This is a genomic window from Methyloversatilis thermotolerans (genome assembly GCF_000372885.1).
Classification (GTDB): Bacteria; Pseudomonadota; Gammaproteobacteria; order Burkholderiales; family Rhodocyclaceae; genus Methyloversatilis; species Methyloversatilis thermotolerans.
The window spans coordinates 1,583,509-1,608,554 of the sequence record NZ_KB889967.1 but is presented as its reverse complement, the minus strand read 5'-3'; the positions used below and the strand labels follow the sequence as shown (position 1 = coordinate 1,608,554).

The 25,046-nt window shown below is 65.1% G+C and carries 26 protein-coding genes and 1 tRNA gene; 17 read left to right on the top strand and 10 right to left on the bottom strand.

The features are described from left to right. Positions 1-1,325 precede the first annotated feature (1,325 nt). Both A3Q7_RS0106900 and adh read right to left on the bottom strand, forming a co-directional pair. On the bottom strand, positions 1,326-1,721 hold the full coding sequence (locus A3Q7_RS0106900; protein ID WP_018411123.1) for a DUF779 domain-containing protein: 396 nt from the start codon (positions 1,719-1,721) through the stop codon (positions 1,326-1,328). 141 nt (positions 1,722-1,862) lie between these two features. After that, on the bottom strand, positions 1,863-3,377 hold the full coding sequence (adh, locus tag A3Q7_RS0106895) for an aldehyde dehydrogenase (RefSeq protein WP_018411122.1): 1,515 nt from the start codon (positions 3,375-3,377) through the stop codon (positions 1,863-1,865). A 130-nt stretch (positions 3,378-3,507) separates the two neighbouring features. Between adh and A3Q7_RS0106890 the strand changes: the two genes are divergently transcribed. Further along, on the top strand, positions 3,508-4,695 hold the full coding sequence (locus A3Q7_RS0106890) for a GAF domain-containing protein (RefSeq protein WP_026224580.1): 1,188 nt from the start codon (positions 3,508-3,510) through the stop codon (positions 4,693-4,695). Between the two features lie 23 nt (positions 4,696-4,718). Here A3Q7_RS0106890 and A3Q7_RS0106885 read toward each other — a convergent pair whose 3' ends face one another. From A3Q7_RS0106885 to A3Q7_RS0106870, 4 genes are all read right to left on the bottom strand, one after another. Continuing rightward, positions 4,719-5,360, bottom strand: a complete 642-nt coding sequence (locus A3Q7_RS0106885; RefSeq protein WP_018411120.1) for a response regulator — start codon at positions 5,358-5,360, stop codon at positions 4,719-4,721. Beyond that, a complete protein-coding gene (locus tag A3Q7_RS0106880; protein WP_018411119.1) occupies positions 5,357-6,520 on the bottom strand; it encodes a sensor histidine kinase in 1,164 nt (387 codons plus the stop codon). The genes A3Q7_RS0106885 and A3Q7_RS0106880 overlap by 4 nt, the downstream gene beginning before the upstream one ends. Before the next feature lie 140 nt (positions 6,521-6,660). Continuing rightward, positions 6,661-8,064: a sigma-54-dependent transcriptional regulator gene (locus A3Q7_RS0106875; protein WP_018411118.1), complete on the bottom strand. Its 1,404-nt coding sequence runs from the start codon at positions 8,062-8,064 to the stop codon at positions 6,661-6,663. Beyond that, positions 8,061-9,491 carry a sensor histidine kinase gene (locus A3Q7_RS0106870; RefSeq protein WP_026224579.1) on the bottom strand — a complete coding sequence of 477 codons (1,431 nt, stop codon included), beginning with the start codon at positions 9,489-9,491 and terminating at the stop codon, positions 8,061-8,063. Before A3Q7_RS0106870 ends, A3Q7_RS0106875 begins: the two co-directional genes overlap by 4 nt. Positions 9,492-10,035: 544 nt before the next feature. Between A3Q7_RS0106870 and ccmA the strand changes: the two genes are divergently transcribed. The 9 genes from ccmA (at position 10,036) to ccmI (ending at position 16,781) form a co-directional block, all read left to right on the top strand. Next, on the top strand, positions 10,036-10,689 hold the full coding sequence (gene ccmA, locus A3Q7_RS0106865; RefSeq protein WP_018411116.1) for a cytochrome c biogenesis heme-transporting ATPase CcmA: 654 nt from the start codon (positions 10,036-10,038) through the stop codon (positions 10,687-10,689). After that, positions 10,683-11,351, top strand: coding sequence for a heme exporter protein CcmB (gene ccmB / locus A3Q7_RS0106860; RefSeq protein ID WP_018411115.1), 669 nt, complete (start codon positions 10,683-10,685; stop codon positions 11,349-11,351). The genes ccmA and ccmB overlap by 7 nt, the downstream gene beginning before the upstream one ends. Positions 11,352-11,459: 108 nt before the next feature. Then, positions 11,460-12,251, top strand: coding sequence for a heme ABC transporter permease CcmC (gene ccmC / locus A3Q7_RS0106855; RefSeq protein WP_018411114.1), 792 nt, complete (start codon positions 11,460-11,462; stop codon positions 12,249-12,251). Next, positions 12,248-12,445 carry a heme exporter protein CcmD gene (gene ccmD / locus A3Q7_RS0106850; RefSeq protein ID WP_018411113.1) on the top strand — a complete coding sequence of 66 codons (198 nt, stop codon included), beginning with the start codon at positions 12,248-12,250 and terminating at the stop codon, positions 12,443-12,445. The genes ccmC and ccmD overlap by 4 nt, the downstream gene beginning before the upstream one ends. Continuing rightward, positions 12,442-12,888 carry a cytochrome c maturation protein CcmE gene (gene ccmE, locus A3Q7_RS0106845; RefSeq protein WP_026224578.1) on the top strand — a complete coding sequence of 149 codons (447 nt, stop codon included), beginning with the start codon at positions 12,442-12,444 and terminating at the stop codon, positions 12,886-12,888. The genes ccmD and ccmE overlap by 4 nt, the downstream gene beginning before the upstream one ends. Before the next feature lie 33 nt (positions 12,889-12,921). Continuing rightward, complete coding sequence (locus A3Q7_RS0106840; protein ID WP_018411111.1) at positions 12,922-14,928, top strand: heme lyase CcmF/NrfE family subunit; 2,007 nt, start codon at positions 12,922-12,924, stop codon at positions 14,926-14,928. After that, positions 14,925-15,458: a DsbE family thiol:disulfide interchange protein gene (locus A3Q7_RS0106835; protein ID WP_018411110.1), complete on the top strand. Its 534-nt coding sequence runs from the start codon at positions 14,925-14,927 to the stop codon at positions 15,456-15,458. Before A3Q7_RS0106840 ends, A3Q7_RS0106835 begins: the two co-directional genes overlap by 4 nt. A 1-nt stretch (position 15,459) precedes the next feature. Beyond that, a complete protein-coding gene (locus tag A3Q7_RS0106830) occupies positions 15,460-15,930 on the top strand; it encodes a cytochrome c-type biogenesis protein (RefSeq protein WP_018411109.1) in 471 nt (156 codons plus the stop codon). Then, positions 15,927-16,781, top strand: a complete 855-nt coding sequence (gene ccmI / locus A3Q7_RS0106825) for a c-type cytochrome biogenesis protein CcmI (protein ID WP_018411108.1) — start codon at positions 15,927-15,929, stop codon at positions 16,779-16,781. The genes A3Q7_RS0106830 and ccmI overlap by 4 nt, the downstream gene beginning before the upstream one ends. A 529-nt stretch (positions 16,782-17,310) precedes the next feature. On the opposite strand, the gene A3Q7_RS0106820 is transcribed toward ccmI, so the two are convergent. Both A3Q7_RS0106820 and A3Q7_RS0106815 read right to left on the bottom strand, forming a co-directional pair. Beyond that, on the bottom strand, positions 17,311-17,793 hold the full coding sequence (locus A3Q7_RS0106820; RefSeq protein WP_018411107.1) for a DUF7931 domain-containing protein: 483 nt from the start codon (positions 17,791-17,793) through the stop codon (positions 17,311-17,313). Then, positions 17,793-18,917, bottom strand: coding sequence for a cupin domain-containing protein (locus A3Q7_RS0106815; RefSeq protein WP_018411106.1), 1,125 nt, complete (start codon positions 18,915-18,917; stop codon positions 17,793-17,795). The genes A3Q7_RS0106820 and A3Q7_RS0106815 overlap by 1 nt, the downstream gene beginning before the upstream one ends. Before the next feature lie 83 nt (positions 18,918-19,000). Between A3Q7_RS0106815 and rlmD the strand changes: the two genes are divergently transcribed. After that, a complete protein-coding gene (gene rlmD / locus A3Q7_RS0106810; protein ID WP_018411105.1) occupies positions 19,001-20,323 on the top strand; it encodes a 23S rRNA (uracil(1939)-C(5))-methyltransferase RlmD in 1,323 nt (440 codons plus the stop codon). A 118-nt stretch (positions 20,324-20,441) separates the two neighbouring features. Here the strand turns inward: rlmD and A3Q7_RS0106805 are convergent, their stop codons facing one another. Then, positions 20,442-21,131, bottom strand: a complete 690-nt coding sequence (locus tag A3Q7_RS0106805; protein WP_018411104.1) for a Bax inhibitor-1 family protein — start codon at positions 21,129-21,131, stop codon at positions 20,442-20,444. A gap of 130 nt (positions 21,132-21,261) precedes the next feature. Between A3Q7_RS0106805 and A3Q7_RS0106800 the strand changes: the two genes are divergently transcribed. Continuing rightward, positions 21,262-21,351 (top strand) — tRNA-Ser (locus A3Q7_RS0106800). Between the two features lie 18 nt (positions 21,352-21,369). After that, positions 21,370-21,561: a hypothetical protein gene (locus A3Q7_RS21125; protein ID WP_232417852.1), complete on the top strand. Its 192-nt coding sequence runs from the start codon at positions 21,370-21,372 to the stop codon at positions 21,559-21,561. Positions 21,562-21,639: 78 nt separating this feature from the next. Here A3Q7_RS21125 and A3Q7_RS0106790 read toward each other — a convergent pair whose 3' ends face one another. Beyond that, entirely contained in the window at positions 21,640-22,131 is a 492-nt protein-coding gene (locus A3Q7_RS0106790; RefSeq protein ID WP_232417850.1) for a hypothetical protein, read from the bottom strand. A gap of 146 nt (positions 22,132-22,277) precedes the next feature. Between A3Q7_RS0106790 and A3Q7_RS20925 the strand changes: the two genes are divergently transcribed. Genes A3Q7_RS20925 through mads4 form a run of 4 tightly spaced genes read left to right on the top strand, consistent with a single transcriptional unit; the run spans position 22,278 to position 24,970 of the window. Further along, a complete protein-coding gene (locus tag A3Q7_RS20925; RefSeq protein WP_198289163.1) occupies positions 22,278-22,718 on the top strand; it encodes a hypothetical protein in 441 nt (146 codons plus the stop codon). Next, complete coding sequence (locus A3Q7_RS20920; RefSeq protein WP_026224575.1) at positions 22,696-23,109, top strand: hypothetical protein; 414 nt, start codon at positions 22,696-22,698, stop codon at positions 23,107-23,109. Before A3Q7_RS20925 ends, A3Q7_RS20920 begins: the two co-directional genes overlap by 23 nt. Beyond that, positions 23,106-24,329: an AAA family ATPase gene (locus A3Q7_RS0106775; protein ID WP_018411101.1), complete on the top strand. Its 1,224-nt coding sequence runs from the start codon at positions 23,106-23,108 to the stop codon at positions 24,327-24,329. Before A3Q7_RS20920 ends, A3Q7_RS0106775 begins: the two co-directional genes overlap by 4 nt. Next, positions 24,326-24,970: a methylation-associated defense system protein MAD4 gene (mads4, locus tag A3Q7_RS0106770; RefSeq protein ID WP_018411100.1), complete on the top strand. Its 645-nt coding sequence runs from the start codon at positions 24,326-24,328 to the stop codon at positions 24,968-24,970. Before A3Q7_RS0106775 ends, mads4 begins: the two co-directional genes overlap by 4 nt. Positions 24,971-25,046: the final 76 nt, after the last annotated feature.

Sequence of the window (25,046 nt, the reverse complement as noted above, 5' to 3'; positions counted from 1 at the left end):
CGCGGGCAAGCCCGCTCCCACCAAACCCTGGCTCCGCTCGTGTTTGTCGCGAGTTCTTGTGGGAGCGGCCTCTGGCCGCGATGCGGCGCATGCCGGCCGACGGCTTAGTTCGAAGCTGCATCGCGGGTAAGCCCGCTCCCACCAAACCCTGGCTCCGCTCGTGTTTGTCGCGAGCTTTTGTGGGAGCGGCCTGTGGCCGCGATGCGGCTCATGCCGGCCGCAGGCTTCGTTTGAAGCTGCATCGCGGGCAAGCCCGCTCCCACCAAACCCTGGCTCCGCTCGTGTTTGTCGCGAGTTCTTGTGGGAGCGGCCTCTGGCCGCGATACGGCGCATGCCGGCCGACGGCTTCGTTTGAAGCTGCATCGCGGGCAAGCCCGCTCCCACCAAACCCTGGCTCCGCTCGTGTTTGTCGCGAGTTCTTGTGGGAGCGGCCTCTGGCCGCGATGCGGCGCATGCCGGCCGACGGCTTAGTTCGAAGCTGCATCGCGGGTAAGCCCGCTCCCACCAAACCCTGGCTCCGCTCGTGTTTGTCGCGAGCTTTTGTGGGAGCGGCCTCTGGCCGCGATACGGCCGATGCGCACCGCGGGCTTCGTTTGAAGCTGCATCGCGGGCAAGCCCGCTCCCACCAAACCCGGGCGCCGCTCGTGTTTGTCGTGAGTTCTTGTGGGAGCGGCCTCTGGCCGCGATACGGCTCATGCGTACCGCGGGCTTCGTTTAAAGCTGCATCGCGGGCAAGCCCGCTCCCACCAAACCCTGGCTCCGCTCGTGTTTGTCGCGAGTTCTTGTGGGAGCGGCCTCTGGCCGCGATACGGCGCATGCCGGCCGACGGCTTCGTTTGAAGCTGCATCGCGGGCAAGCCCGCTCCCACCAGACCCTGGCTCCGCTCGTGTTTGTCGCGAGTTCTTGTGGGAGCGGCCTCTGGCCGCGATGCGGCCGATGCGGGTCGCCGGCTTCGTTTGAAGCCGCATCGCGGGCAAGCCCGCTCCACCAGACCCGGGCTCCGTTCGTGTTTGTCGCGAGTTCCTGTGGGAGCGGCCTCTGGCCGCGATGCGGCCGATGCGGGCCGCGGGCTTCGTTTGAAGCTGGATCGCGGGCAAGCCCGCTCCCACGAAAACCTGGCTCCGTTCGCGGTCCGTGCGAGTTCTTGTGGGAGCGGCCTCTGGCCGCGATGCGGCCGATGCGCACCGCCGGCTTCGTTTGAAGCCGCATCGCGGGCAAGCCCGCTCCCACCAGACCCGGGCGCCGCTCGTGTTTGTCGCGAGTTCTTGTGGGAGCGGCCTCTGGCCGCGATGCGGCCGATGCGGGCCGCCGGCCTCGTTCGCGGTTCAGGCGAACGATACGGTGTCGCCGCGGGGTGGGGGACCGAGCTTTTCGAGTTCGGCCTCCTCGTCGGGTTCGTACAGCCGGGAGCGGGTCAGGAAGCGGACGCCTTCGGGTGACTCGATGGAGAAGCCCGAGCCGCGCCCCGGTACGACGTCGATGATGAGGTGCGTGTGCTGCCAGTACTCGAACTGCGCCGCGCTCATGCAGAACGGTGTACCGCCGATTTCTCCCAGCACGACATCCGAGCTGCCGAGCTTGAATTCATCGCGCGGATAGCACATAGGTGCACTGCCGTCGCAGCAGCCGCCGCTCTGATGGAACAGCAGCGGACCATGCTTCTTCGCCAGTTTGGCAATCCATTCCAGCGCCTCTGGTGTGGCGGTGACGCGAGTAACCATGGGTTCTCCTCCTGCTCCGGTGCGGACCGTGATCTGTCATGGACTGCGCTTTGGGGCGCAGCGTTCGACCCATTGTGCCTTCAGCCGGCGGTGGAAACAAAAAAGGGGCGCCATCAGGCGCCCCTCGCTGCACGGCATCGATCAGAAGAAGCCCAGTGCCTTCGGCGAATAGCTCACCAGCATGTTCTTCGTCTGCTGGTAGTGGTCCAGCATCATCTTGTGAGTCTCGCGGCCGATGCCCGACTGCTTGTAGCCGCCGAACGCGGCGTGCGCCGGGTACAGGTGGTAGCAGTTGGTCCATACACGACCCGCCTGGATGTTGCGGCCGAAGCGGTAGGTGCGATGCACCGAACGCGACCACACACCGGCACCGAGGCCGAACATCGTGTCATTGGCGATCGCCAGCGCGTCGGCTTCGTCCTTGAAGGTGGTCAGCGCGAGCACCGGGCCGAAGATCTCTTCCTGGAAGATGCGCATCTTGTTGTGGCCCTTCAGCACGGTGGGCTGAACGTAGTAGCCGCTCGTTTCCGATTCCTCGCGCTTGCTGCCGCCGATCAGCACCTGCGCGCCTTCCTTGCGGCCGATGTCGATGTAGGACAGGATTTTTTCCTGCTGGTCGGAACTGGCCTGGGCGCCGATCATGGTGTCGGTGTCCAGCGGATGGCCGCCACGCACCTTGGCCACGCGGGCGATGGCGCGCTCGATGAACTTGTCGGCGATCGATTCCTGCACCAGCGCGCGGCTCGGGCAGGTGCACACTTCGCCCTGGTTCAGCGAGAACATGGCGAAACCTTCAAGGCATTTGTCGAAGAATTCGTCGTCCTGCGCCATCACGTCGTCGAAGAAGATGTTGGGCGACTTGCCGCCCAGTTCGACCGTCGACGGGATGATGTTCTGCGACGCGTATTGCAGGATGAGGCGGCCGGTGGTGGTTTCACCGGTGAAGGCGATCTTGGCGATGCGCGGGCTGGTGGCCAGCGGCTTGCCGGCCTCGATGCCGAAGCCATTGACGATGTTCAGCACGCCCGGCGGCAGGATGTCGGCGATCAGCTCGGCCAGCACCATGATGGACACCGGCGTCTGTTCCGCCGGCTTGAGCACGATGCAGTTGCCTGCGGCGAGTGCCGGGGCCAGCTTCCAGGCGGCCATCAGGATGGGGAAGTTCCACGGGATGATCTGGCCGACCACGCCCAGCGGCTCGTGGAAGTGGTAGGCCACGGTGTCGTCGTCGATCTCGGACAGCGAACCTTCCTGCGCGCGGATGCAGCCGGCGTAGTAGCGGAAGTGGTCGATCGCCAGCGGGATGTCGGCAGCCAGCGTTTCGCGGATGGGCTTGCCGTTGTCCCAGGTTTCCGCAACCGCCAGCATTTCGAGGTTGGCTTCCAGACGGTCAGCGATTTTCAGCAGCACGGCGGCGCGAGCGGCCGGCGCCGTGCGTCCCCAGGCTTCGCGCGCCTTGTGGGCGGCATCCAGCGCCAGATCGATGTCGGCGGCCTGCGAGCGGGCGGCCTGGCAGAACACCTTGCCGGTCACCGGGGAGACGTTGTCGAAATACTGGCCTTCCACCGGCGGCACCCACTTGCCACCGATGAAATTGTCGTAGCGTTGCTTGAAGGTGATTTTGGAACCGGGTTGTCCGGGATCAGCGTAACGCATGGTAATCCTCCTCGTGTTGTGGATTGCCCTCGGATTCCGCGACAATAGGCACAGAACAACTAAGGGTCACTGCGCACGCTAACCCGTCGCAGGTAGGTGTCCGGTAGGTAAGTGTGGTGGAGCGAGGCAGATGAAAGGTTCAGTGACCAGTCTTGCGGAACGCCGCAGGCGCATAGAGTCTATCCGCCGCGGCGACGGTTCGCCAGACGAGCGTAAGGTCGTCGTCGGCATGGATATCGCCGGATCCTGGCAACGGTCTCGCGAAGCCGTGCCCGAGACGCGATCGGCCGCGCCGCTCGACCAGTGCGCCAACGACTGGAGCCAGACGCCCTACGGTCGGGCGGTTGCCTCCTGCGTTGATGAGCTGGAGACGGTGGCGCGCGAAAGCGGCATGGTGGCGGCGGTGAGCGATGCCGAGGGCAGGCTGCTGTGGACCGGGTGCAGCCGCAGCATGCGCACCCGCGCCGAGCGCGTGCACTTCGTGCCGGGCGGCCGCTGGGACGAGCGTTCGGTCGGCACCAACGCCCTGGCGCTGGCATTGCGCTACCGGCGGCCCTCCAGCGTGTTTTCCGCAGAACATTTCATTCCCGCCGTCCAGGACTGGGTGTGCTACGCGGCGCCGGTGCGGGATGCCGGCAGCGGGGAGGTGATGGGCGTGGTCGATCTGTCCACCACCTGGAACCGCCATTCGCCGCTTGCGCTGCACGCGGTCGAGCGTTTCGCGCATCGGGTGTCGCAGGCACTGCAGTCGCTGAATACCGTGCCGGTCCTGCGCCTGCGCATGCTGGGCACGCCGCAGGCGACGCTGCAAGGCCGTCCGCTGCCGCTGTCGCCGCGCCAGCTCGAAATCCTGTGCTTGCTCGCACTGCATCCCGAAGGACTGGACCTGGAGCGCCTGCATGCTGCGCTGTACGGCGACCGCCCGGTCAGTCTGGCGACCCTCAAGACCGAAGTGTCGCAACTGCGCGAGCGCCTGGGCGGTGCAATCGGCTCGCGTCCCTATCGTCTGCTGGTCAATTGGCAGGCGGATTTCCGCGATCTGGAACAGGCGCTGGACGCCGGCCGCATCGAAAGTGCGCTCGCCTGCTATCGCGGCGCCTTCCTGCCGCGCACCGAAAGCCCCTTGCTGAGAGCGTGGCGTGACTGTCTGGAATCCCGGCTGTCCGACGCCATCTTCCACGTGAACGATCCCGACCTTCTGCTGAATCACCTGGGCCAGTATCCGGAGGCTGTGGATGCGCTGCAGCGCCTGGGTGAGTTGCTGCCTTCCGATCACCCGGGGCATCACCTGCTGGCACGCACTTTCGGCGACATCTGAGCGCGCATGCCGCGCGCCGCCGGCTACAGCGTCACCAGTTGATGGCGTGCCGCAAAGCTCACCAGTTCCATCGGATTCTTGATGGCCAGCTTTTCGAACAGCCGTGCGCGATAGGTGCTGATGGTATTGACCGACAGTGACAGCTCGCGCGCGATGTCGCCCACCGTATGCCCGCTCGCCAGCAGCTTGAGCACCTGCATTTCCCGGTTGGACAGGCTGTCCAGCGGGCTGGCCGGCGTGTCGGCCCGGACGCCGAGTGCCAGCCGTTCCGCCAGTTCCGGCGTCACATAGAGGTGTCCGGCCGCCGCCTTGGCAATCGCGTCATAGAGCTGTTCCGGCGAGCAGCCCTTGTTCAGATAGCCGGCGGCCCCGCTTTTCAGCGCGCGTACGCCGAACTGCGATTCCGGATAGGTCGACAGCATGAGTGCCGCGATGCGCGGAAACTCGCCGCGCATCTGCTTGAGCACATCGAAGCCGTCGCGGTCGTTCAGCGCGATGTCCAGCAGCACGACATCCACTGCGGCGTTGCGCAGGAGCTGCATCAGATCGGGGCCGCCAGCGGCTTCGCCCACCACTTCGATGGCCGGATTCTCGCCAAGAATCTGCGCGATGCCGCGACGCAGCATGAGGTGATCGTCGACGATGACGACGCGAGCCCGTTTCATCGTGTCGACTCCGGCACGCGCAATCGCACCGACGTACCTTTGCCCGGCGTGCTTTCGATGGACAGCTCCCCGCCGAGCGCGCGCGCACGTTCGTACATGCCGAGCAGCCCGAACGAGGTGGGTTGTGCCGGCACCCGCATGCCGATGCCGTCGTCGCGGATGTCCAGTTCGAGACCGCTGGGGCTTCCGCCTATCGTGACGATCACTTCGCTCGCCTGGGCATGTCGCACCACATTGGTCAGCACCTCCTGCACGATGCGGTAGACCGCAATTTCCGCGCTCCGGCCGAGGCGGCGTTCTCCACCGCCTTCGGTGGACACCAGGGTGCCGCGCAATCCGCTGCGCGTCTGGGTCTCCTGCAGCAACCATTCCAGCGCGGCCCACAGTCCGAGATGGTCCAGCACGCCGGGCCGCAGATCGGTCAGGATGCGGCGTACCGCACCGAGCGCCTGACCGGTGACCGTCATCATGTCGTCCAGCTTGCGGTTCAGCGCCTCGTCGTCGGCCAGGCGCGGGCGCAGCCAGTTCAGGTCGAACTGCAGCGCAGTCAGCGAGGCGCCCAGTTCGTCGTGCACCTCGCGTGCGATGTGCGTGCGCTCCTCTTCGCGGACTTCCTGCAGGTGGGCCGACAGCCTTCGCAGCGCGCTTTGCGATTGCTGCAGGCGGGCGTTCGCGTCCTGCAGCGCCGCCGTGCGCTCCGATACGCGCCGTTCCAGTTCGATCTGGTTGGCGCGCAGCACGGCCTCCGCGCGCTTGCGTTCGGTGATGTCGGCGAAGGTGACGACGGCCCCCACGATCTGGCCGGCGTCGCGTATCGGGTAGCTGGTGTACTCCGCAGGAAAGGGGGTGCCGTCGCGGCGCCACAGCACCTCCGATTCGCTGCGCACGCCCTTGCCTTCGAGAAAGGCCTTGAAGATGGGGCAGTCATGCACGTCGTAATTGCGGCCATCGGAATGCGCGTGATGGATGAGGTAGTGCATGTTGCGACCCAGCACCTCGTCCGGTTCGAAGCCGATCAGTTCTGCGCCGGCCCGGTTGATGAAGATGCAGCGTCCGCGCTGGTCTATGCCGTAGATGCCTTCGCCGGTCGACTCGAGCAGCATTTCGAGCTGGCGGCGCCAGGCGGCATGATGGGACAGATGATTGAGGTTGGCGAACACGTCATTGCGTCGATACGGGGTGCACAGGCAAGTGCATCATCCGTGCCACGCCGGGCAAACGTCCGCATAGGGCGGCGGCTCGTGCCCGGTGGCCATGCCAACCGTCGAGCCTGGTCATTTTGCGCACCGATATGGTGCGTTCAGACGGTTGCGTCGCGCATGCGCAGTGCGCCGTCGGTTTCGTCGGTCGCGATCAGGCCCTGTTCCTCGTAGCGGCGCAGCTTGCGCCACAGGGATACGCGGTCTATGCCCAGCAGCCTCGCCGCCAGAGCGCGGTTGCCACCCACGCTGGCCAGCACGTCGAGGATGTGCAGACGTTCCACGGTTTCCAGCGTCCGCACTTCGCCGGTGGCCGGACGGGCGGCGCCATTGTTGACGCCGAGGCCTGCCGGCAGATCCTCGCCCCCCAGCATGCGGCCTCCGGTCAGGGCCACGCCGCGTTCGATCACGTTCTCCAGTTCGCGCACATTGCCCGGATAGTCGTAGGCACAGAGCCGCTGCATCGCGGCGGGCGTGATCGCGCTCACGTCCTTGCCCATGGCCTGGGCTGCGCGCCGCAGGAACTGCTGGGCCAGCAACGGAATGTCGCCGCGGCGCGCGCGCAGCGGCGGCAGTTGCAAGGTCACCACGTTGAGGCGGAAATAGATGTCCTGCCGGAAATGGCCGGCCTCGACCGCGGCACGCGGTTCGCGGTTGGTCGCCGCGAGAAAGCGAACGTCGGCGCGCTGCGGTTCGGTGCCGCCGACGCGAAGGTACTCGCGTTCCTGCAGCAGCCGCAGCAGCTTCACCTGCATCGCTGCCGACATCTCCGTGACTTCGTCGAGGAACAGCGTGCCGCCCTGCGCCGCTTCGACCAGACCGCCCCGCGCCTGCTGGGCTCCGGTGTACGCACCCTTCTCGTGGCCGAACAGCTCGTTCGCCAGCAGGTCCTCGGTCAGTGCGCCGCAATTCACCGCGACGAACGGACCGCTGGCACGCCGGCTGTGCGCGTGCAGATGCCGCGCGAGCAGTTCCTTGCCGGTGCCGGTTTCGCCCACGATGAGCACATTGCAGTCGGTCGGCGCCACACCGCGCGCGATATCGAGGATGCCGCGCATGCCCTCGTCGCGCGTGATGATGCGTTCGTCGGCGGCGCTTTCCACGAGCTGGCGCAGGCGCTGGTTCTCGGCCCGCAACTGGGCCTTGTCCGCCGCCTCGCGCACCAGCTTGCGGACTTCGCCCAGACGGAAGGGCTTGGACACGTAATAGAAGGCGCCCGCGCGCATCGCTTCCACCGCCGATTCGGTGGTGGCGAAGCCGGTCACCACCAGTACCTCCATGCCCGGCCAGTTCTCGTGCGCCCGTCGGAGCAGTTCGAGGCCGTCCATGCCCGGCATCTTCACGTCGGTGAGCAGAACGTCGAATTCCCGGCTGCGCAGCAGCGCCAGCGCGGCTTCACCGTTGTCCGCGGTGGTCACGTCCAGGCCGTCGCGCCGCAACGCCGTGGCCAGACCTTCGCGCGCGACCGCTTCATCGTCGACCAGCAATACCTGTGCAGTGCTCATGAGTGGGTCTCCTCCGCCGGAATCCACAGTGAAACCTGGGTTCCACCCTCCGGTCTGTTGTGTATGCCTGCCTTGCCACCGTGCTCGGCGGCGATCTCGTGCACCACGAAAAGCCCGAGTCCGGACCCCTTGCCAACCGGCTTTGTGGTGAAGAAAGGATCGAATACGCGCTGCAGGTTACGCGTATCGATGCCCGGACCGTTGTCGCTGACCGTCACTTCGGTACCACCGTCGCGCATCAATCCGCGCACTGTGATGTGGGGCGTCAGGCCAGCGTCGATACATGCTTCGAGCGCGTTGCGGATGATGTTGAGCAATGCCTGCTGCATGCGCTGACCGTCGGCATAGATCATCAGTCCGGGTTCGACGCGCAGCATCACCGCTTCGCCAGCGTCGGGCTGTTCCGCACTCAGCAGCGCGATGGTTTCCTCGACCAGTGGCGCCAGCGGCTGGGTGATGCGGGCGAAATGGCTGTCGCGCGCGAAATCGAGCAGGGTGCGCACGATGCGCTGTGCGCGCTGGACCTGATCGTCGATCTGCTCGACATAGCCGCCGACCCGACGCGGGTCGGCGCTCTCGGTTTCTTCCTGCAGCAACTGCGCGCTGAGCGAAATGTTGGACAGCGGATTGTTCAGTTCGTGGGCCACGCCGGACAGCATGGTGCCCAGCGACGCCAGTCGGGCGGTGCGCAGCACCGCGAGCTGGCGCTCTTCCAGATCGCCCAGGGCACGGTTGAATGCGCTGACCAGGGCGGCGATCTCGTCGTCGCGGTCGCGTGGCGTGAGCCGGGCCTGATTGCCGGTACCGACGCGGACCAGATCGCTTTCCACTTCGCGCAGTGGCGCCACCACGCGTCGCGTCACCAGTTGCCCGATCACCAGCACCAGCGCGATGGCCGCGATCATGATGGTGTAAAGCTGCGACTCCTGGCCGGACAGGGCGCGCCGCATCGCTTCGCGCGCCTGGTCGGACAGGCGCTCGCTTTCCTCGAACACCTGTTTGCCCACCTCGGTCATGCGCTCTTCCAGCGGAGAAATCGGATCGCCCGGGCGTATGCGCCGCTGCAGGCGGTCATCCAGAAGATCGCGCCAGTCGGCCAGCGACTGTTCCAGTTCGTCCAGCGAAAAGCCCGGCGCCGCCCGCTGCATCAGCGCGCGATCCCGCCGCATCAGCGCCAGCGCCTCTTCCGCCTTGCCGACCGCCGCCTTCAGTTCCGAAGGCTTGCGGAACAGCAGGTAGTTCTTCTCCAGCCGACGGGCCTCGCGCACCACGTCGTGCATGCGGGTCACGTGATGCTCGTCGTCCACCCGCGACAGCAGGTGCCGGACCTGGTCGAGCGCGGCAAACACCAGCAGCACGAACAGGCCGCCCAGCACGATGTAGCCGAGCAGAATCTTGCCGTGCAGGGATCGGGGCAGCAGCTTCATGAATTGCATGCTGCAACGATGCGTTGCCGATTTCAACGATTCCAGGACGCGAGCAAGAGCCGGTTTCATGCGGGTTTTCGATGGAATCCGCAAAGCAGGGCGAAATTCCCGATGCAGGCTGCAACGAGCGGGCCGGATGCTTGCGAGGGCTAGAGTTTGATTCATTGAATAATCAATGACTTGTTGTGCTTGTTCAGCTTGGCACATACCCTGCTAGGAAATCCATGCCAGCCTCGTGGAGAGGGTTTTGAAGGCTCCTCGGGCCGTCTCCGCGGCGGGGCTAGCAATGGGGAGGCCGGTAAACCTAGCGGACAGTACCGGTTCTTTTTGCGGCTCGCGAGAAATCGCGAGCCGCTTTTGTTTTCAGCCTGCGCCGCCGCCGATGCTTCGCATGCGAACCCGCCATTGCGCGGCGGTCACGGCATGGCGTCGTCCCGGTCGGCTTTCCCGATGCGCAGCCAGGGTTGGTGGTGCATGACCATATTCGGGGATAATCCACGACCTTTTCGTCCCCGGGTCGCCACGCGCGATCGCCCGTCCATCCATGGCCGATGCCGCCGATACGCCGATGCTGTCCGCCCGCGCGCTGTCCTGCGCACGCGGCCGTGTGCGCCTGTTCGCCGGGCTCGACCTGGCGGTCAGGCCCGGCGAACTGCTGCAGGTGGCGGGTGGCAACGGCACCGGCAAGACCAGTCTGCTGCGCATCCTGTGCGGCCTGAGCGAGGCCGAGGCGGGCGAATTGATGTGGCGCGCGCGTCCGGTGCGCGAAGTGCGCGACGACTGGAAGGCCGGACTGCTCTACCTCGGCCACCGCAATGCGGTGAAGGATGATTTCACGCCGCTCGAGAATCTCAGGTTCTCGGCCGCCATCGCCGGCGAGGCGCTGGATGCTGACCGCGCGCTGCGCGCACTGGTGGATATCGGCCTGCGCACGCGCCTCGATGTCGCCACCCGGAATCTGTCGCAGGGGCAGCGCCGCCGCGTCGCGCTGGCGCGTCTGCTGTGCGGCACACGGGCTGCGTTGTGGCTGCTGGACGAGCCGTTCACCGCGCTCGACGCGGCCGCGGTGGCCCAGCTTGCCGGCGCCATCGCCGCCCACGTGCGTGGCGGTGGCGCCGTCATCTACACCACGCATCAACCGGTGGACATCGACGTGCCGACCCGCGCGTGCGTGAATCTGGATGACTACGCATGCTGAGCGTGTTCGCCACGGTGTTGCGCCGCGATCTGCTGCTGGCCTGGCGCCGCCGCGCCGACGTGCTGACCGCGCTCGGCTTCTTCCTGCTGGTGACCAGTCTGTTTCCGCTGGGTGTGGGTCCGGAGCCCGAGCAGCTTGCGCAGATTGCGGCCGGTGTCATGTGGGTGGCGGCACTGCTCGCGACGCTGCTTTCGGTGACCCGGCTGTTCGAATCGGACGAGGCGGACGGAACCCTGGAGCAGATGTTGCTGTCCGTGGAGCCGCTGGCCGTGATCGTGCTCGCCAAGGTGTGCGCCTACTGGCTGCTGACCGGATTGCCACTGGTGCTCATCGCGCCGCTGATCGCGCTGCAGTTCAGCCTGTCACCGCAGGAAACCGGCATCGTGTGCGCCACGCTGTTGATCGGCACGCCCACGCTGTCGCTCCTGGGTGCGGTCGGCGCCGCGCTGACGCTGGGTCTGCGCGGCGGCGGCGCGTTGATTGCACTGCTGGTGCTGCCGCTTTATGTGCCGGTGCTCATCTTCGGTGCCGGCGCGGTCGATCGCTGGCGTGCAGGGCTGGACGTGGATGGGAACTTCGCCTTGCTGGGCGCGTGTCTGCTGGTGTCCCTGGCAGTCGCGCCGCTGGCCAGCGCGGCCGCGCTGCGCATCGCCCAGGACTGAGCGATGCCGCGCTCGGTTAAACTTGTTAATTCGTCAGCAATGACCGGAGGCCGTGCGTTGAGCGCGGACATGCGAGCAATCTGCACACCGGGTGTGACCCGTCCATAGATGTCAGAACCCCAGTCTTCCGCCGCCCGCCTGCCAGGCGCTCCCGGCTTCAATCTCTTCCATTACGCGAGCCCGCAGACCTTCTATCCGCTCGCGGGGCGTCTGCTCTGGCCCTGTTGGCTGCTGGCGGCAGCGCTGTGCGCCATCGGTCTTTACATCGGCTTTTTCGTCGCGCCCACCGATGCCACCCAGGGCGACAGCTACCGCATCATCTTCATCCACGTGCCGGCCGCGTGGATGTCCATGGTGGTGTATCTCGCGATGGCCTTCTGGTGCATCGTCGGGCTCATCTTCAATACGCGGCTGTCCTTCATGATGTCCAGCGCACTGGCGCCGACCGGCGCGCTGTGGGCCTTCGTCGCGCTGTGGACCGGCGCGCTCTGGGGCAAGCCGACCTGGGGTACCTACTGGGTGTGGGATGCGCGCCTCACGTCGGAACTCATCCTGTTCTTCCTTTACTGCGGCTACATGGCGTTGCAGGCGGCAATCGATGATCCGCGCCGCGCCGATCGCGCGGGTGCGCTGATTGCCATCGTGGGCGCGGTGAACGTGCCCATCATCTATTTTTCGGTGAAGTGGTGGAACACCCTGCATCAGGGCGCGTCTGTAAGCCTGACGGCGGCCCCGACCATGGCCACCACCATGCTGTGGGGCATGCTGGTGATGGCCCTCGCGGCCTGGGCCTACACCGTGGGCGCAGCACTGCTGCGGGTACGCGCCATCATGATCGAACGCGAGCGGCACACCGACTGGGTGCGCCAGCTTGCCCAAGGAGGAGGCAGCAGGACATGAACTGGGAAAGTGCCCGCCAATTCTGGGAAATGGGCGGCTATGGATTTTTCGTCTGGGGCTCGTACGGCGTGACCGCGCTGCTCGTTGCGGCGGAACTGCTGCTGCTGGCACGCCGCACGAAGCAGGCCCGCGCGCTCGCGACGCAGGACGCGGCGCTGGCCCGCATCGACGCGGAAAGGCGGTCCGGTTCATGAAACCCCGTCACAAGCGCATGGCGCTGGTCGGCGCGGGCGTCGCGCTGCTGGTCGGCGCCGTCGCGCTGGTGCTGAATGCCTTTTCCGACAATATGGTGTTCTTCTTCACCCCCACCCAGGTGGCAGCGAAGGAAGCGCCGCAGAACCGCACTTTCCGCATCGGTGGCATGGTGCAGGACGGCAGCCTGCAACGTCAGCCCGATGGCACCACGGTGCATTTCATCGTGACCGACACTGCACACGCCATCCCGGTCACCTACACCGGTGCGCTGCCCGATCTGTTCAAGGAGGGCAAGGGCGTGGTGGCCCAGGGCAAGTTGCGCGAGGATGGCGTGTTCGCCGCCAGCGAAGTGCTGGCCAAGCACGACGAGAATTACATGCCGCCAGAGGCGGCGCATGCGCTCGAACAGGCCAGGAAGGCCCAGAGCACCGTGGTGCAATAGGCACCGCCCCGCAACGGATCACGAGGTTCCGACATGTTTCCCGAACTGGGTAATTTCTCGCTGGCGATCGCGCTGGCGTTGTCCCTGCTGACCGCCGTGCTGCCTCTGTTCGGCGCGCAGCGCGGCGACGTGCGGCTGATGTCCAGCGCGCGACCGCTGACGCAGGGTGTTTTCGTGTTCGTTGCTTTCGCGCTGTTCTGTCAGATCCAGTCCTTCGTGCTGAATGATTTCTCGGTGCTCAACGTCGCGACCAATTCGAATTCCTCGCTGCCGCTCGAATACCGCATCGCCGCCGCCTGGGGCAGTCACGAAGGGTCCTTGCTGCTGTGGATGTTCATGCTGTCGCTGTGGGCGCTCGCGGTGAGCGTGTTCTCGCGCCGGCTGCCGCTGGACATGGTGGCGCGCGTACTCGCCGTGCTGGGCTGGATAGCGGTCGGTTTCCTTGCTTTCATGCTGGCCAGTTCCAATCCCTTCGACCGCCTGCTGCCGGCTGCGGTCGATGGCCGCGACCTGAATCCACTGCTGCAGGATCCGGGCATGATTTTCCATCCGCCCATGCTGTACATGGGCTATGTCGGCTTTTCGGTCGCGTTCGCGTTCGCCATCGCGGCACTCATCGGCGGCCGGCTGGACGCCGCGTGGGCGCGCGCAGTGCGCCCATGGACGCTGGTCGCCTGGATATTCCTCACGCTGGGCATCGCGCTCGGCAGCTACTGGGCCTATTACGAGCTGGGCTGGGGCGGCTGGTGGTTCTGGGATCCGGTCGAGAACGCGTCCTTCATGCCCTGGCTGGTCGGCACCGCCCTGATCCACTCGCTGGCGGTTACCGAAAAGCGCGGCGCCTTCAAGAGCTGGACCGTGTTGCTGGCCATCGCGGCGTTTTCGCTGTCGCTGCTGGGCACCTTCCTGGTCCGTTCCGGCGTGCTCACATCGGTGCATGCCTTCGCCACCGATCCCGAGCGCGGCGTGTTCATCCTCGCGCTGCTGGTATTCGTGATCGGCAGCTCGCTGCTGCTGTTCGCGATACGCGCGCCGGCGGTCGGCCTGGGGGGCGGCTTCGCGCTGCTGTCGCGCGAAACCTCGCTGCTGGCCAACAATGTGCTGCTGGCGGTCGCCACCTCGGCCGTGCTGCTGGGCACGCTGTATCCGCTGTTCCTGGATGCGCTGGGCATGGGCAAGATTTCGGTGGGCGTACCGTATTTCAATGCGGTGTTCGTGCCGCTGATGACGCCGGTGCTGTTCCTGATGGCCATCGGCCCCTTCGTGCGCTGGAAGAAGGATGACGCGCCCGGCCTGGTGGTGCGACTGCGCTGGGCGTTTGCGGTCAGCGTGGCGGCAACCATCGCGATGATCGTGCTGTCCGGTCGCATGGATGCCATGCTCGGGCTGGGCGCATTCACCGCAGTGTGGATCGTCGCCTCCAGCCTTCAGCTATTCGTCGAGCGCGTGAAGGTGCGCAACGGCCAGGGGAACTGGCTGGAACGCGCACGCGCGCTGCCCGGCGGCTGGTGGGGCATGTGGCTGGCCCATGTCGGCGTGGCGGTCACGGTGGTGGGCATCACGCTGGTGAAGGGCTTCGAACAGAACGCCGATCTGAAGATGGCGCCGGGCCAGAGTGCCACGCTGGCCGGCTACACCTTCACCTTCCAGGGCGCGGTCGAGCATGCCGGGCCGAATTACGATGCCGCGCGCGGCCTCATCGAAGTCACTCGAGACGGCCGTCCGGTCGCCACGCTGCATCCCGAAAAGCGGCTGTATCGCGTTTCGCAGATGCCGATGACCGAGGCGGCCATCGATTCCGGTTTCACGCGCGACGTCTACGTATCGATGGGCGAGCCATTGCCCGACAGCCCGGCGTGGATCGTCCGCATCTTCTACAAACCTTTCGTCAACTGGATCTGGTTCGGCGCGCTCATCATGTCCATCGGCGGCCTGATCGCCGCGGCCGACCGTCGTTACCGCAAGCTCGCGCAGCGCGACGCGCGCCGGGCGACCGCCGGCGACGGTCCGGCCACACCGGTGCGGGAGCAACACGCATGAAACGCTATCTGTGGCCGCTGGCCCTTTTCCTGGTGCTGGCGGGTTTCCTGTTCGCCGGTCTCTACCTCAATCCGCGCGAGGTACCCAGTCCGCTCATCGGCAAGCCGGTACCGCAGTTCAGCGCACCGCAGCTCGCGGAACCGGGCAAGACCTTCTCCCCGGCCGACATGAAGGGCAAGGTATGGCTGGTGAACGTGTGGGCATCGTGGTGCGTGTCGTGCCGGCAGGAACATCCGTTGCTGGTCGAACTCGCGAAGAGCGGGCAGGTGACCCTGGTCGGCCTGCACTACAAGGATGAGCGCGACGCCGGTCTGAAGTGGCTCAAGGAACATGGCGATCCCTACCTGCTTTCCGCGCATGATCGGGACGGGCGGGTGGCGATCAACTTCGGCGTCTATGGCACACCGGAAACCTTCATTGTCGATCGCCAGGGCGTCATCCGCTACAAGCATGTCGGCCCGCTGACCCCGGAAAAGCTGCGCGATGACATCCTGCCGCGCGTGAAACAGCTCGAAACGGCGGCGTCCTGACATGCGCCGCCTGTTCATGCTGTTCGCGCTGGCGGCGCTGCCGTTTCATGCCGTGGCGGACGAAGCCCTGCCGGTGGCGGCGGATGCGGCGCTCGAAGCCCGCGTACAGAAACTGGGCGAGGAATTGCGCTGCCTGGTCTGTCAGAACCAGAACATCGCCGATTCGCACGCCGACCTGGCGCTGGATCTGAAGCAGCAACTGCGCGAGCAGATCGCCGCCGGCCGCAGCGACGATGAAATCAAGCAGTACATGGTCGACCGCTACGGCGATTTCGTGCTGTACCGGCCGCCGCTCAAGACCAGCACCCTGCTGCTGTGGGCGGGACCGTTCGTGCTGCTGCTCGTCGTGGTCGTGCTGCTGCTGCGCCGTCTGCGCAGCCGGGCCATCCGTGCTGCGGTGGCCAATACATTGAGTGCCGATGAAAGTGCCCGCGCGCGTGCATTGCTCGACGGCGAGGAGAACAAGGCTTGATCACTTTCATGGTGGGTGTGGCGCTCATGCTTCTGCTGGCGCTGCTGTTCGTCGCCCTTCCGCTGACGCGGCGAGCGGTGGCGTCCGGAAACGAAGCCCAGCGCACGCTGACGTTGGCCATCCATCGCGATGCGCTGGCCGAACTGGATCGCGATCTTGCGGCCGGTCTGATCGATCCCGAGCAATACCGTATTTCCTGTGCGGAGCTGGAGAGGCGCGTGCTGGATGAAGCGGGCGCGGCGCCCGCGCAGCGGGTCGCTCCCGAGCGGCGCTGGCTGCCTTTCGTTGCAGCGCTGTCGGTACCGGTGGTCGCGGTGCCGGTCTATCTCGCCCTGGGCTCTCCGGCCGCCATCGAGGCGCCGCGGCGTTCCGAGCCGCCCGCGGCGCAACAGGCGCCGGTCACGCCCGAACAGATCGCAGCCATGGTGGATCGCCTCGCCGAGCGTTTGAAGAGCGAGCCGGATAACGCGGAAGGCTGGAGCATGCTGGCGCGCTCGTATTTCGCGATGGGGCGTTTCGACGATGCGGTTTCAGCCTATGACAAGCTGGCGGCGCTGGTGCCCAATGATGCCCAGGTGTGGGCGGACTACGCCGATGCGCTGGCGATGCGTCAGGAGCGCAGGCTGAGCGGCGAGCCGGAAAAGCTGCTGCTCAAGGCGCTGGAGCTGGATCCGGACAATATGAAGGCGCTTGCTCTGGCCGGGGGCGCTGCGATGCAGCGAGGCGATGCCGCCGCCGCGCACAGGCATTGGGACAAGCTGCTCGCCATGCTGCCGGCTGATTCACCGCTGGTACAGCCGATCAAGGACAGCCTGGCCCAGCTCGAAGCGGGCGCGAAGGGCAGCAAATGAGGTGACGGCGTGGTGTGCGCACCCTGTCTTTCTGGTGCGTACGCCGGTGGTCCGGCCTCTTGCGATGCCGTGATGTGTTTGCCGGCGCAGCAAAAGAAAAAAGCCGGCGAGTGCCGGCTTTTTTCATGCGCTCTCTGCCGAGAGATTACTTCTTCTCTTCAGCCGGGGCAGCCGGAGCAGCATCAGCCGGAGCGGCCGGAGCAGCGTCAGCCGGAGCGGCCGGGGCGGCAGCGTCAGCCGGAGCAGCCGGGGCAGCGTCAGCCGGAGCCGGTGCCGGTTCGGCCGGAGCAGCAGCCGGAGCGGGTTCAGCAGCCGGAGCCGGAGCCGGAGCTTCTTCGGGCTTCGAGCAAGCGGCCAGGGCAGCAGCGAGGATGGCGGCGAGGAGGAGGGACTTTTGCATTTTGATTTCCTTGGCTGTTGGCGACAACGTGAATTCGGTCTTTCCACCCGATCAAGCAGATATAGCTCGACCAGCCCAAAATATTAGCATGACCTCAGTGCGGCAAGGGTACGGGGTCGAAACAAGGATTTACAAGCCCAGCCTTGTTGTGCTGATGCAACATGAACAGGCGGCCCAGATTTCGCCGAAACGGTTGGCATAGGCGCTCGCTTCCGCGACATCCTGTCGCATGTAGCGGCCGCGCCAGTGGTCGCGATGAATGCGGCGCACAAGCGCTTCGCGGCCATTCAGGATGAAGCAGTCCGTGAGGTGCTTCAGGCTGCGAGGCGTCTCGCGGATGCGAATGCGATGTGCGTGCGTGGCGCAGGCGGACCACAGCCGGGGCATTCGCGTCTGCAGCGGCTTCGCGTCGTGCAGGACGACGCGCACCTCGCTGCCTGGCGCAGCGATCAGTGCCGCGTGCAGCCGTTCGACCATGGTGCGCGTATCGAGGCCGGTTGCGGTCAGATCGAAATCGAAAATGTCCAGCGAGCCGTGCAGCGTGCCCACGCAGTCGGCGACGGCGGCCTGATAGCCGGCGCGATCGGTGAAGATGAGCTCGCCGCCCGTCATCAGGTACGGTTACCCAGATGCAGGAAGCCGTCGCAGTACCACTCGAACAGCAGGTTCATCGTGTCGCCGTCCGCCGGTACCGCGGGCAGGGCGCGGGTGCTGGCCAGTTCGCGCAGCACGGCGCGCGCGCCAGGCGTGACGTCGACCGGTTCGCCATTGATCCAGAAGTGCGCACCGCTGCGCAGCAGCAGCGTACGGCCATCCAGCCGCACACCGTGCTTCACGGCGCGTTGCGCGAAGCGCGCGGCGCTCAGCGCGTCGTCCGGCGCATCGAAGAACACATGCGGCTTGGGCTCGCTCAGATAGCGGCCGAGAAACTGTTCGACATCCTTGCGTGACCAGGTCAGCGTCTTCAGCAGCGCCTCGACCTTGTCCACCATGGCACCCGGCAGTTGCGCCGGATCGGCCTGCAGCGTGAGGTCGGGATCGGCATACATGCCGCTCACGCACACCTCGTCACGCAGATGGTCGAGAAAGCCGGTCACCAGTTCCTGCATCGACGGCGTGCGGAAGCCGATGGAATAGGTGGTGCATTCGCCCTCGGCAATGCCGTTGTGCGCGCACTTGGGCGGCAGGTACAGCATGTCGCCGGGCTCCAGCACCCACTCCTGTTCCGGCCTGAAATTCTTCAGGATGCGCAGCGGCGCGCCATCGACCAGCGCGAGGTCGGTCTGTTCGCTGATCTGCCAGCGGCGGCGACCGCTGCCCTGCAGCAGGAACACGTCATAGGAATCGAAGTGCGGGCCGACGCCGCCGCCGTCGGTGGCGTAGCTCACCATCACGTCGTCCAGCCGCGCGTAAGGGATGAAGCTGAAGCGGCGCATCAGCGCATCCGCTTCCGGCCGTAGCATGTTCAGGCCCTGCACCAGCACGGTCCAGGGCCGGGTCTTCGGCCGGCGCAGCAGCGAGGCCGGTAGCGGGCCGCGCTCCAGCCGCCAGTTGCGCCCGTCGTGTTCGATGAAGCGCGATTCGACGTCCTCGTCGCGCGCCAGCGCGAGCAGCTCGTCGCGCGGGATCAGTCCGGTGAAGCCGGGGAGGGCGCCGCGTATCAGCAGCGGTTTTTTCTGCCAGTAGTCGCGCAGGAAGGTGCGGGGCGTCAGCCCGCCGAGCAGTGTCTTGTCCATGGGGCGCGATTATCCGCCATGGTGCGGACGCCATGCACGCAACAGGTAAAATCCCGCGCTTTCGCTTTTTCGCAGGACTTGCCATGCCGGTTGCACGCATCGAATCGCTGGATCACGAAGGCCGTGGCGTCACCCATCACGAAGGCAAGGTGATCTTCGTCGATGGCGCGCTGCCCGGCGAAACCGTCGACTTCTCGCCCTATCGCCGCAAGTCCTCGTACGAACTGGCGCAGATCAGTCGCATCCTGCGCAGCAGCCCGCAGCGCGTGACGCCGCGCTGCAGGTATTTCGGCTACTGCGGCGGCTGCAGCATGCAGCATCTGGACGTGTCGGCCCAGGCCTCGGTCAAGCAGCGCGTGCTGGAAGACGCGCTGTGGCATGTCGGCCGGGTGAAGCCGGAAACCGTATTCGCGCCGCTGGTCGGTCCGGGCTGGGGCTACCGTTACCGCGCACGGCTGTCGGTGCGCTACGTTGCGCGCAAGGGCGGGGTGCTGGTGGGCTTCCGCGAGAAGCGTTCGAGCTATGTGGCGGACATGGATTCCTGTGAGGTGCTGCCGCCGCATGTGTCCGCGCTGCTGCCGAAGCTGCGCACGCTGATCGACGGCTTGTCGCTGCGCGACCGGCTGCCGCAGATCGAAATCGCCATTGGCGGCGAGCGCGAAGAACAGATGACGGTACTGGTGTTCCGCATCCTGGAGAAGATGACGGCGGCCGACGAAGCGGCGCTGCGCGCCTTCGGCGACGCGCAGCGCGTGCTCATCTATGTGCAGGAAGGTGGCCCCGAAACCGCCACGCCTTTCTGGCCGCTGCCGATGCCGGAACTGGCCTACTCGCTGCCCGATTTCGGCGTGCGTCTGGCTTTCGCACCGACCGAATTCACGCAGGTGAATCACGGCATCAACCGCTCGCTGCTGCGCCGCGCGATGTCGCTGCTCGCACCGCAGCCGGGCGAGCGCATCGCCGACATGTTCTGCGGCCTGGGCAATTTTTCGCTGCCCATCGCCAGCCTGGGCGCCGACGTGGTGGGCATCGAGGGCGCGGACGCGCTGGTCAAGCGTGCCGCGCGCAATGCCGACGCCAACGGCCTGGGCGAGCGCTGCCGCTTTGCGGTGGCGAATCTGTTCGATACCAGCGAACAGTCGCTCGCGAAGCTGGGGCATTTCGACAAGATGCTCATCGACCCCCCGCGCGAGGGCGCGGTGGAACTGTGCAAGGCGCTGCCGCACGCGGCCGACGACGCGGCGCCGCAGCGCATCGTGTACGTGTCCTGCAATCCGGCTACGCTGGCGCGCGATCTGGCAGTGCTGGTGCACGAAAAGGGCTACCGCGTGCGCGGTGCAGGCATCGCCAACATGTTCCCGCAGACCTCGCACGTGGAATCGATCGCGCTGATCGAACGCAACTGAACGCGGGCAAGCACGCGTACGCCGCAAGTCCCGGGGCGCGCCGCGCGCCCGCGCTGCGGACGAAAAAAAGCCCCGGAGGCTCGCGCCACCCGGGGCTTTTTTCAGGCTGTGCCGACGATCAGTCGCGCTGACCGGTGAAGGCCATGAGCAGGTTCAGCAGGCTCACGAACAGGTTGTACAGATTCAGATACACCGACAGCGAAGCCGACACGTAATTGGTTTCACCGCCGCGCACGATGTTCTGGATGTCGTACAGCATCCAGGCCGCCGAAATCAGTGCGATAGCCGCCGAAATGGCGAGGTAGAGGCCCGGCATCTGCAGGAAGATGTTGGCGACCAGCGCGACCAGGATGACGATCATGCCGACGGCCAGGAAGCCGCGCATGCCCGAGAAGTCGCGCTTGGTGGTGGCCGCGATCGACGACAGCACGAAGAAGGTGGCCGCCGTGCCGCCTGCCGCCATCGCGATCAGCGTGCCGCCATTCGAGAAGCCGAGAGCCACCTGCAGGATGCGGCTCAGCATGAGCCCCATGAAGAAGGTGAAGCCGAGCAGCAGCGCCACGCCCAGGCCGCTGTTCTTGTTCTTCTCGATCGCCCACATGAAGCCCCAGGCAATGCCCATGAACAGCAGGAAGCTGATCAGCGGGCTGCCAGCGAAAAAGCTGAAGCGCATCTGCATGCCGACCAGCGCGCCGAACAGCGTCGGCACCATGGAAACGGCGAGCAGCAGGTAGGTGTTGCGCAGTACGCGATTCTGCCCGGCGGACAGCGAACCGGAGGTCTGGATAGTCTGGAATTGCGGTTGCATCGATGTCTCCCGATGGGAACTTAGTGTCCTAAAGACTAACGGAACCCACCACAAGTTTCAATGCAAGTCCCGTGCTAGACTGCGCGCCTCATCACACCCTGCGCCGCCGCACGGCGCCGCAGCGGCCTCCGGAAGCGTGGCAGAGTGGTTGAATGCACCGGTCTTGAAAACCGGCAACGTCGCAAGGCGTTCGTGAGTTCGAATCTCACCGCTTCCGCCAGCATTCAAGCAAGGCACCGTGATGCTGCCGCTATCCAGCGGGCTCCCGCATTCGCTCGACAGTAATCGCGTCAAGCACCTGACCGTGCCGGACGCGGGCCCAAAGGCGGTTGTGCGCCATTTCCCGATGGCCGATATAGCCACGCCACAACGCGGTGCATGTGAACTCGAATTTCGCATCGACGCCAGCGAGCTGGAAGTAGTCCTGTAGCGGCTCGGAGCACATCGGGCGCGGGCGGCCGTCGACTAGCAGGCTTTCGGGGGTCTGTGCGGTCATGATCGCGTCTACTCAGCGCGCGGCCCGGAAGTCGACGAAGGTCACGTTGCAGCGGTTGTTCGCTGACGGTTCCGGCATACGCCGGGTGGCCAGACGCGCGATGGTTTCATCCAGTCTTGCGAGCACCATCGGCATGACCGCATCGTTCGCATTCAGCATGCAGTCGCCGCGCTGCCGCGCCAGCCAGGCCCGGAACACCGAAGGCTCGCACAGCACCGCGTGGCGCAGTTCGGGCCGGATCGGTGCCAGCACAGAAAGGTGCAGGTTGGGCACCACCGCCTTCCAGTGCGGTCCGCCTGCACGCGGCAGCGTCAGGGCGTGCTCGAGCGCGGGCGAACTCAGCCAGATCAGATTCCAGCGCGCAGCCCTCAGGTCTGCATCCGCTCCGTCGCCGGTTACGGCATGCCAGAGCATGGAACCGTCCGGCATCGGGCTCGGGCAGTAGTCGGTGAAAGGGTGGGGCACGTACATCGCGCGCTCCGCATCGGGGGCCGGCAGTTTCATGGTCGCATCATCCAAATGGCTGATTCATCGGTTGCACACGAAATATCGTCGTGCGGCTGCGGCATCATGTTGCGTACAAGGCTCACCCACTGAGCTCAAGCGAACGGGCAACCATCGACTCGGCTTGGGACTTTGTCCAGACGCACTTGAAGCAACTGCCTGCCGTGAAAGTCACGTCTGGCTACCCGCAGGAGCTTCTGAACATCGTCGAGCGCGACCCGCGTCGTATCTACGATCGCATGGCGTCCTGGTTCATCCGCCACGGCGCAATGGTGCCCATTTCGACGCCAGAGTTTCTGGCCGAGTTGCCGGTCCGCTTCCGCGAGATGGATGGGATGGTGTTCCTGCCCGACCAACTGGTCGAGTACGAAAAGGCGCGGTCGCGCATACCGCAAGTGAAGCAGGCAGAGTTGTTCGTTTCCGATGAGCGAAGTGCCATCGACTGGCTGACCAACTTCCTGCTCAAGCGCCCATCGACTCGATCGGAGATTCACCACGAGTACATTCCGCAGATCGGGTCGGCTAAGCGCAAGGGCGAGCTCATTCCGAAGCTGGACCAGTTGCTTGGACAACTTCTTGCGTTATGACGGTACCGGCGAGGTGCCAAGCCAAATTCACAGCTACCTCTCGACCAACCACAAGGATCTGCGCGGTTTGGAGAAGAACAGCCCAGCGCTGGTGGCCAAGGCCAAGGATCGCTGGTATGTGCCCGATCCGAACAAGGCGCAGGACCTGGAGAAGAAGCGCGAGAAGGCGCTGCTCAAGGAATTCGAGACCTATCGGTCGTTCACCGGTCGCAAGATCAAGGAATCGCGTCTGGAAGTGCTGCGCGCCGGTTTCCGCGCGGCATGGGCAGCCAAGGACTACCAGACCATCATCGGCATCGCCAACAAGCTGCCAGAGGAAACGCTGCAAGAGGACGAAAAGCTGCTCACCCTCTATGATCTCGCGATGACCCGAACAGAGGACGCATCATGATTGTGGGCCTGACGATTCGCAATTTCAAAGGCATCAGGGAGATCGTCGATCTGCCGCTGTCTGCTTTTCATGTGCTGGTTGGCCCCAACGGTGTGGGGAAGACGACTTTTCTGGATGCCATCGACTTCGTTCGCGACTGCTTGGCACAGAGCCCCGCTGCGGCGGTCGAGTCGCGCCACATTGCGGATTTCAACGACCTGACTTGGTTGCGGCAGGGTGGAATCATCGAAGTTGAACTGTGGCTCGATCTTTCGGCACGGTTTCCAGATGCTGCTGAAAGTTTGCTGAATTACCGCCTCGCCATTCGACAAGACCCCAAGTTGGGTGTGTGTGTGGAAGACGAGCAGCTTAGGCAGTATTCGAAGAGCTGGCTGCCCAGCGGGCAGAAGCTGACGTTCAGTCAGAAGGTCAAGCCCAAACGGTTGTTGGGAAAAACAGCCAAGGGTACTGACTTTTACTCAAGGGAAAAGGGAACCTATCAAGACTCCTTCAATTTTGGCCTCGACAAGCTGACTCTGGCTTTGACGCCGCCCGACGAGGAGCGTTATCCCACAGCTAATGCTGTGCGCAATTTCCTGATGCAGGGGGTTCGCTACATCCAGCTTAACAGCCCGGCGATGCGCCTGCCATGTCCGGCCACCCGACCAACGGACCTGGATCTGGACGGCACCAACCTGGCGCGTGTGGTGGGCCGCTTGCTGGGTGCGAATGGCGGACTAGGGCCGTACTGGGCTGAGCCAGATTCGCCGGTTGCTCGCTGGACGGAGCACTTGCGCTATGCCTTGCCCGACTTGGTCAGCATTGGCTGGGCCAGGCGCCAGGCAGACAACGCCGAATACTTGATGCTGCGCTATGAAAATGGTCTGGAGGCGCCGAGCTGGGTGCTGTCTGACGGCACCTTGCGAATGCTGGCGCTGACCATTCCGGCATTTTTGCCGCACGAAACAGCCGTGTACATGGTTGAGGAGCCAGAGAACGGAGTGCACCCCAAGGCACTGGAAATCATCCTTCGATCCCTGTCTTCCATCCCTGGATCGCAGATGTTGCTTGCGACACATTCGCCATTCGTGGTGCAGCAATGTGGCGTGGAGCCGCTCTTGTGCTTCAGTCGGGATGAGCAAGGTGCGCATATCACGCCGGGAGTGGAGCATCCCATGCTCAAGGCTTGGGACGGAGCGCCCGACCTCGGTATCGTCTTTGCCGCCGGGGTGCTCGAATGAAGGATTTGCTCGTTTATGTTGCCGATGCCGATGCTTTGGCCTTCATGAGATCTACGCTGAATAAGCACCAGGCACTTGGCATTCGGGCGATCAGCTTTGATATCGAACGCCACCCGCAGCGCGATGCGGGGATGGTGCAGAGTGGCGCAGAACTGGCGCGCATGAAGAAAGGGCGTTACGGCAAGGCTTTGCTGATGTGGGACCACCACGGTTCGGGGCGCGACCACAAGCAGGAGCCGATCCGGGCCGCTGGGGACATTCAGGGCAAGCTGGATGCATACACCTGGAGCGGTAATAGCGCGGTCGTGGTGCTGGTGCCCGAACTTGAGCAGTGGTTGTGGCATTGCGAAAATGCTGTTGCTGCCCACTGCGGGGTGACAACTGCGCAGTTGGGGGAATGGGTCGCGGAGCGTGCGCAGAAGCTGAACATCTCTGCGGAGACTCTCAAGCAGGAGCAGCCCAAAGAGCTTTTCGAATATGTCATGCGCGAAAAACTCAAGCGCACCGTTTCTCCAAGAGATTTCGAGGAAATAGGTAAGCGCGCCGGAATCACCGGCTTGCTGGCGTGCGATTCATTCCGTTCGATCGTGGATGCGCTTCGTCTTTGGTTCCCGCCTGACATGGCAGCTCTCGACGAGTGATGATGGTGTCGGAATCGCAAGTCTCGCCCATGCATCTTTCGCTGGATCATGCCGTCGGCGACTGGTGCTGGTTCAC

Coding starts and splice junctions, on each gene's coding strand:
- A3Q7_RS0106815 (WP_018411106.1), bottom strand. CDS start 18,917: ATGGACAAGACACTGCTCGGCGGGCTGACGCCCCGCACCTTCCTGCGC.
- A3Q7_RS0106875 (WP_018411118.1), bottom strand. CDS start 8,064: ATGAGCACTGCACAGGTATTGCTGGTCGACGATGAAGCGGTCGCGCGC.
- A3Q7_RS0106805 (WP_018411104.1), bottom strand. CDS start 21,131: ATGCAACCGCAATTCCAGACTATCCAGACCTCCGGTTCGCTGTCCGCC.
- A3Q7_RS0106890 (WP_026224580.1), top strand. CDS start 3,508: ATGAAAGGTTCAGTGACCAGTCTTGCGGAACGCCGCAGGCGCATAGAG.
- ccmD (WP_018411113.1), top strand. CDS start 12,248: ATGAACTGGGAAAGTGCCCGCCAATTCTGGGAAATGGGCGGCTATGGA.
- A3Q7_RS0106885 (WP_018411120.1), bottom strand. CDS start 5,360: ATGAAACGGGCTCGCGTCGTCATCGTCGACGATCACCTCATGCTGCGT.
- ccmB (WP_018411115.1), top strand. CDS start 10,683: ATGCTGAGCGTGTTCGCCACGGTGTTGCGCCGCGATCTGCTGCTGGCC.
- ccmC (WP_018411114.1), top strand. CDS start 11,460: ATGTCAGAACCCCAGTCTTCCGCCGCCCGCCTGCCAGGCGCTCCCGGC.
- rlmD (WP_018411105.1), top strand. CDS start 19,001: ATGCCGGTTGCACGCATCGAATCGCTGGATCACGAAGGCCGTGGCGTC.
- A3Q7_RS0106900 (WP_018411123.1), bottom strand. CDS start 1,721: ATGGTTACTCGCGTCACCGCCACACCAGAGGCGCTGGAATGGATTGCC.
- A3Q7_RS0106790 (WP_232417850.1), bottom strand. CDS start 22,131: ATGAAACTGCCGGCCCCCGATGCGGAGCGCGCGATGTACGTGCCCCAC.
- A3Q7_RS0106820 (WP_018411107.1), bottom strand. CDS start 17,793: ATGACGGGCGGCGAGCTCATCTTCACCGATCGCGCCGGCTATCAGGCC.
- ccmA (WP_018411116.1), top strand. CDS start 10,036: ATGGCCGATGCCGCCGATACGCCGATGCTGTCCGCCCGCGCGCTGTCC.
- mads4 (WP_018411100.1), top strand. CDS start 24,326: ATGAAGGATTTGCTCGTTTATGTTGCCGATGCCGATGCTTTGGCCTTC.
- A3Q7_RS0106870 (WP_026224579.1), bottom strand. CDS start 9,491: ATGAAGCTGCTGCCCCGATCCCTGCACGGCAAGATTCTGCTCGGCTAC.
- A3Q7_RS0106835 (WP_018411110.1), top strand. CDS start 14,925: ATGAAACGCTATCTGTGGCCGCTGGCCCTTTTCCTGGTGCTGGCGGGT.
- A3Q7_RS0106775 (WP_018411101.1), top strand. CDS start 23,106: ATGATTGTGGGCCTGACGATTCGCAATTTCAAAGGCATCAGGGAGATC.
- ccmE (WP_026224578.1), top strand. CDS start 12,442: ATGAAACCCCGTCACAAGCGCATGGCGCTGGTCGGCGCGGGCGTCGCG.
- A3Q7_RS0106830 (WP_018411109.1), top strand. CDS start 15,460: ATGCGCCGCCTGTTCATGCTGTTCGCGCTGGCGGCGCTGCCGTTTCAT.
- adh (WP_018411122.1), bottom strand. CDS start 3,377: ATGCGTTACGCTGATCCCGGACAACCCGGTTCCAAAATCACCTTCAAG.
- A3Q7_RS0106840 (WP_018411111.1), top strand. CDS start 12,922: ATGTTTCCCGAACTGGGTAATTTCTCGCTGGCGATCGCGCTGGCGTTG.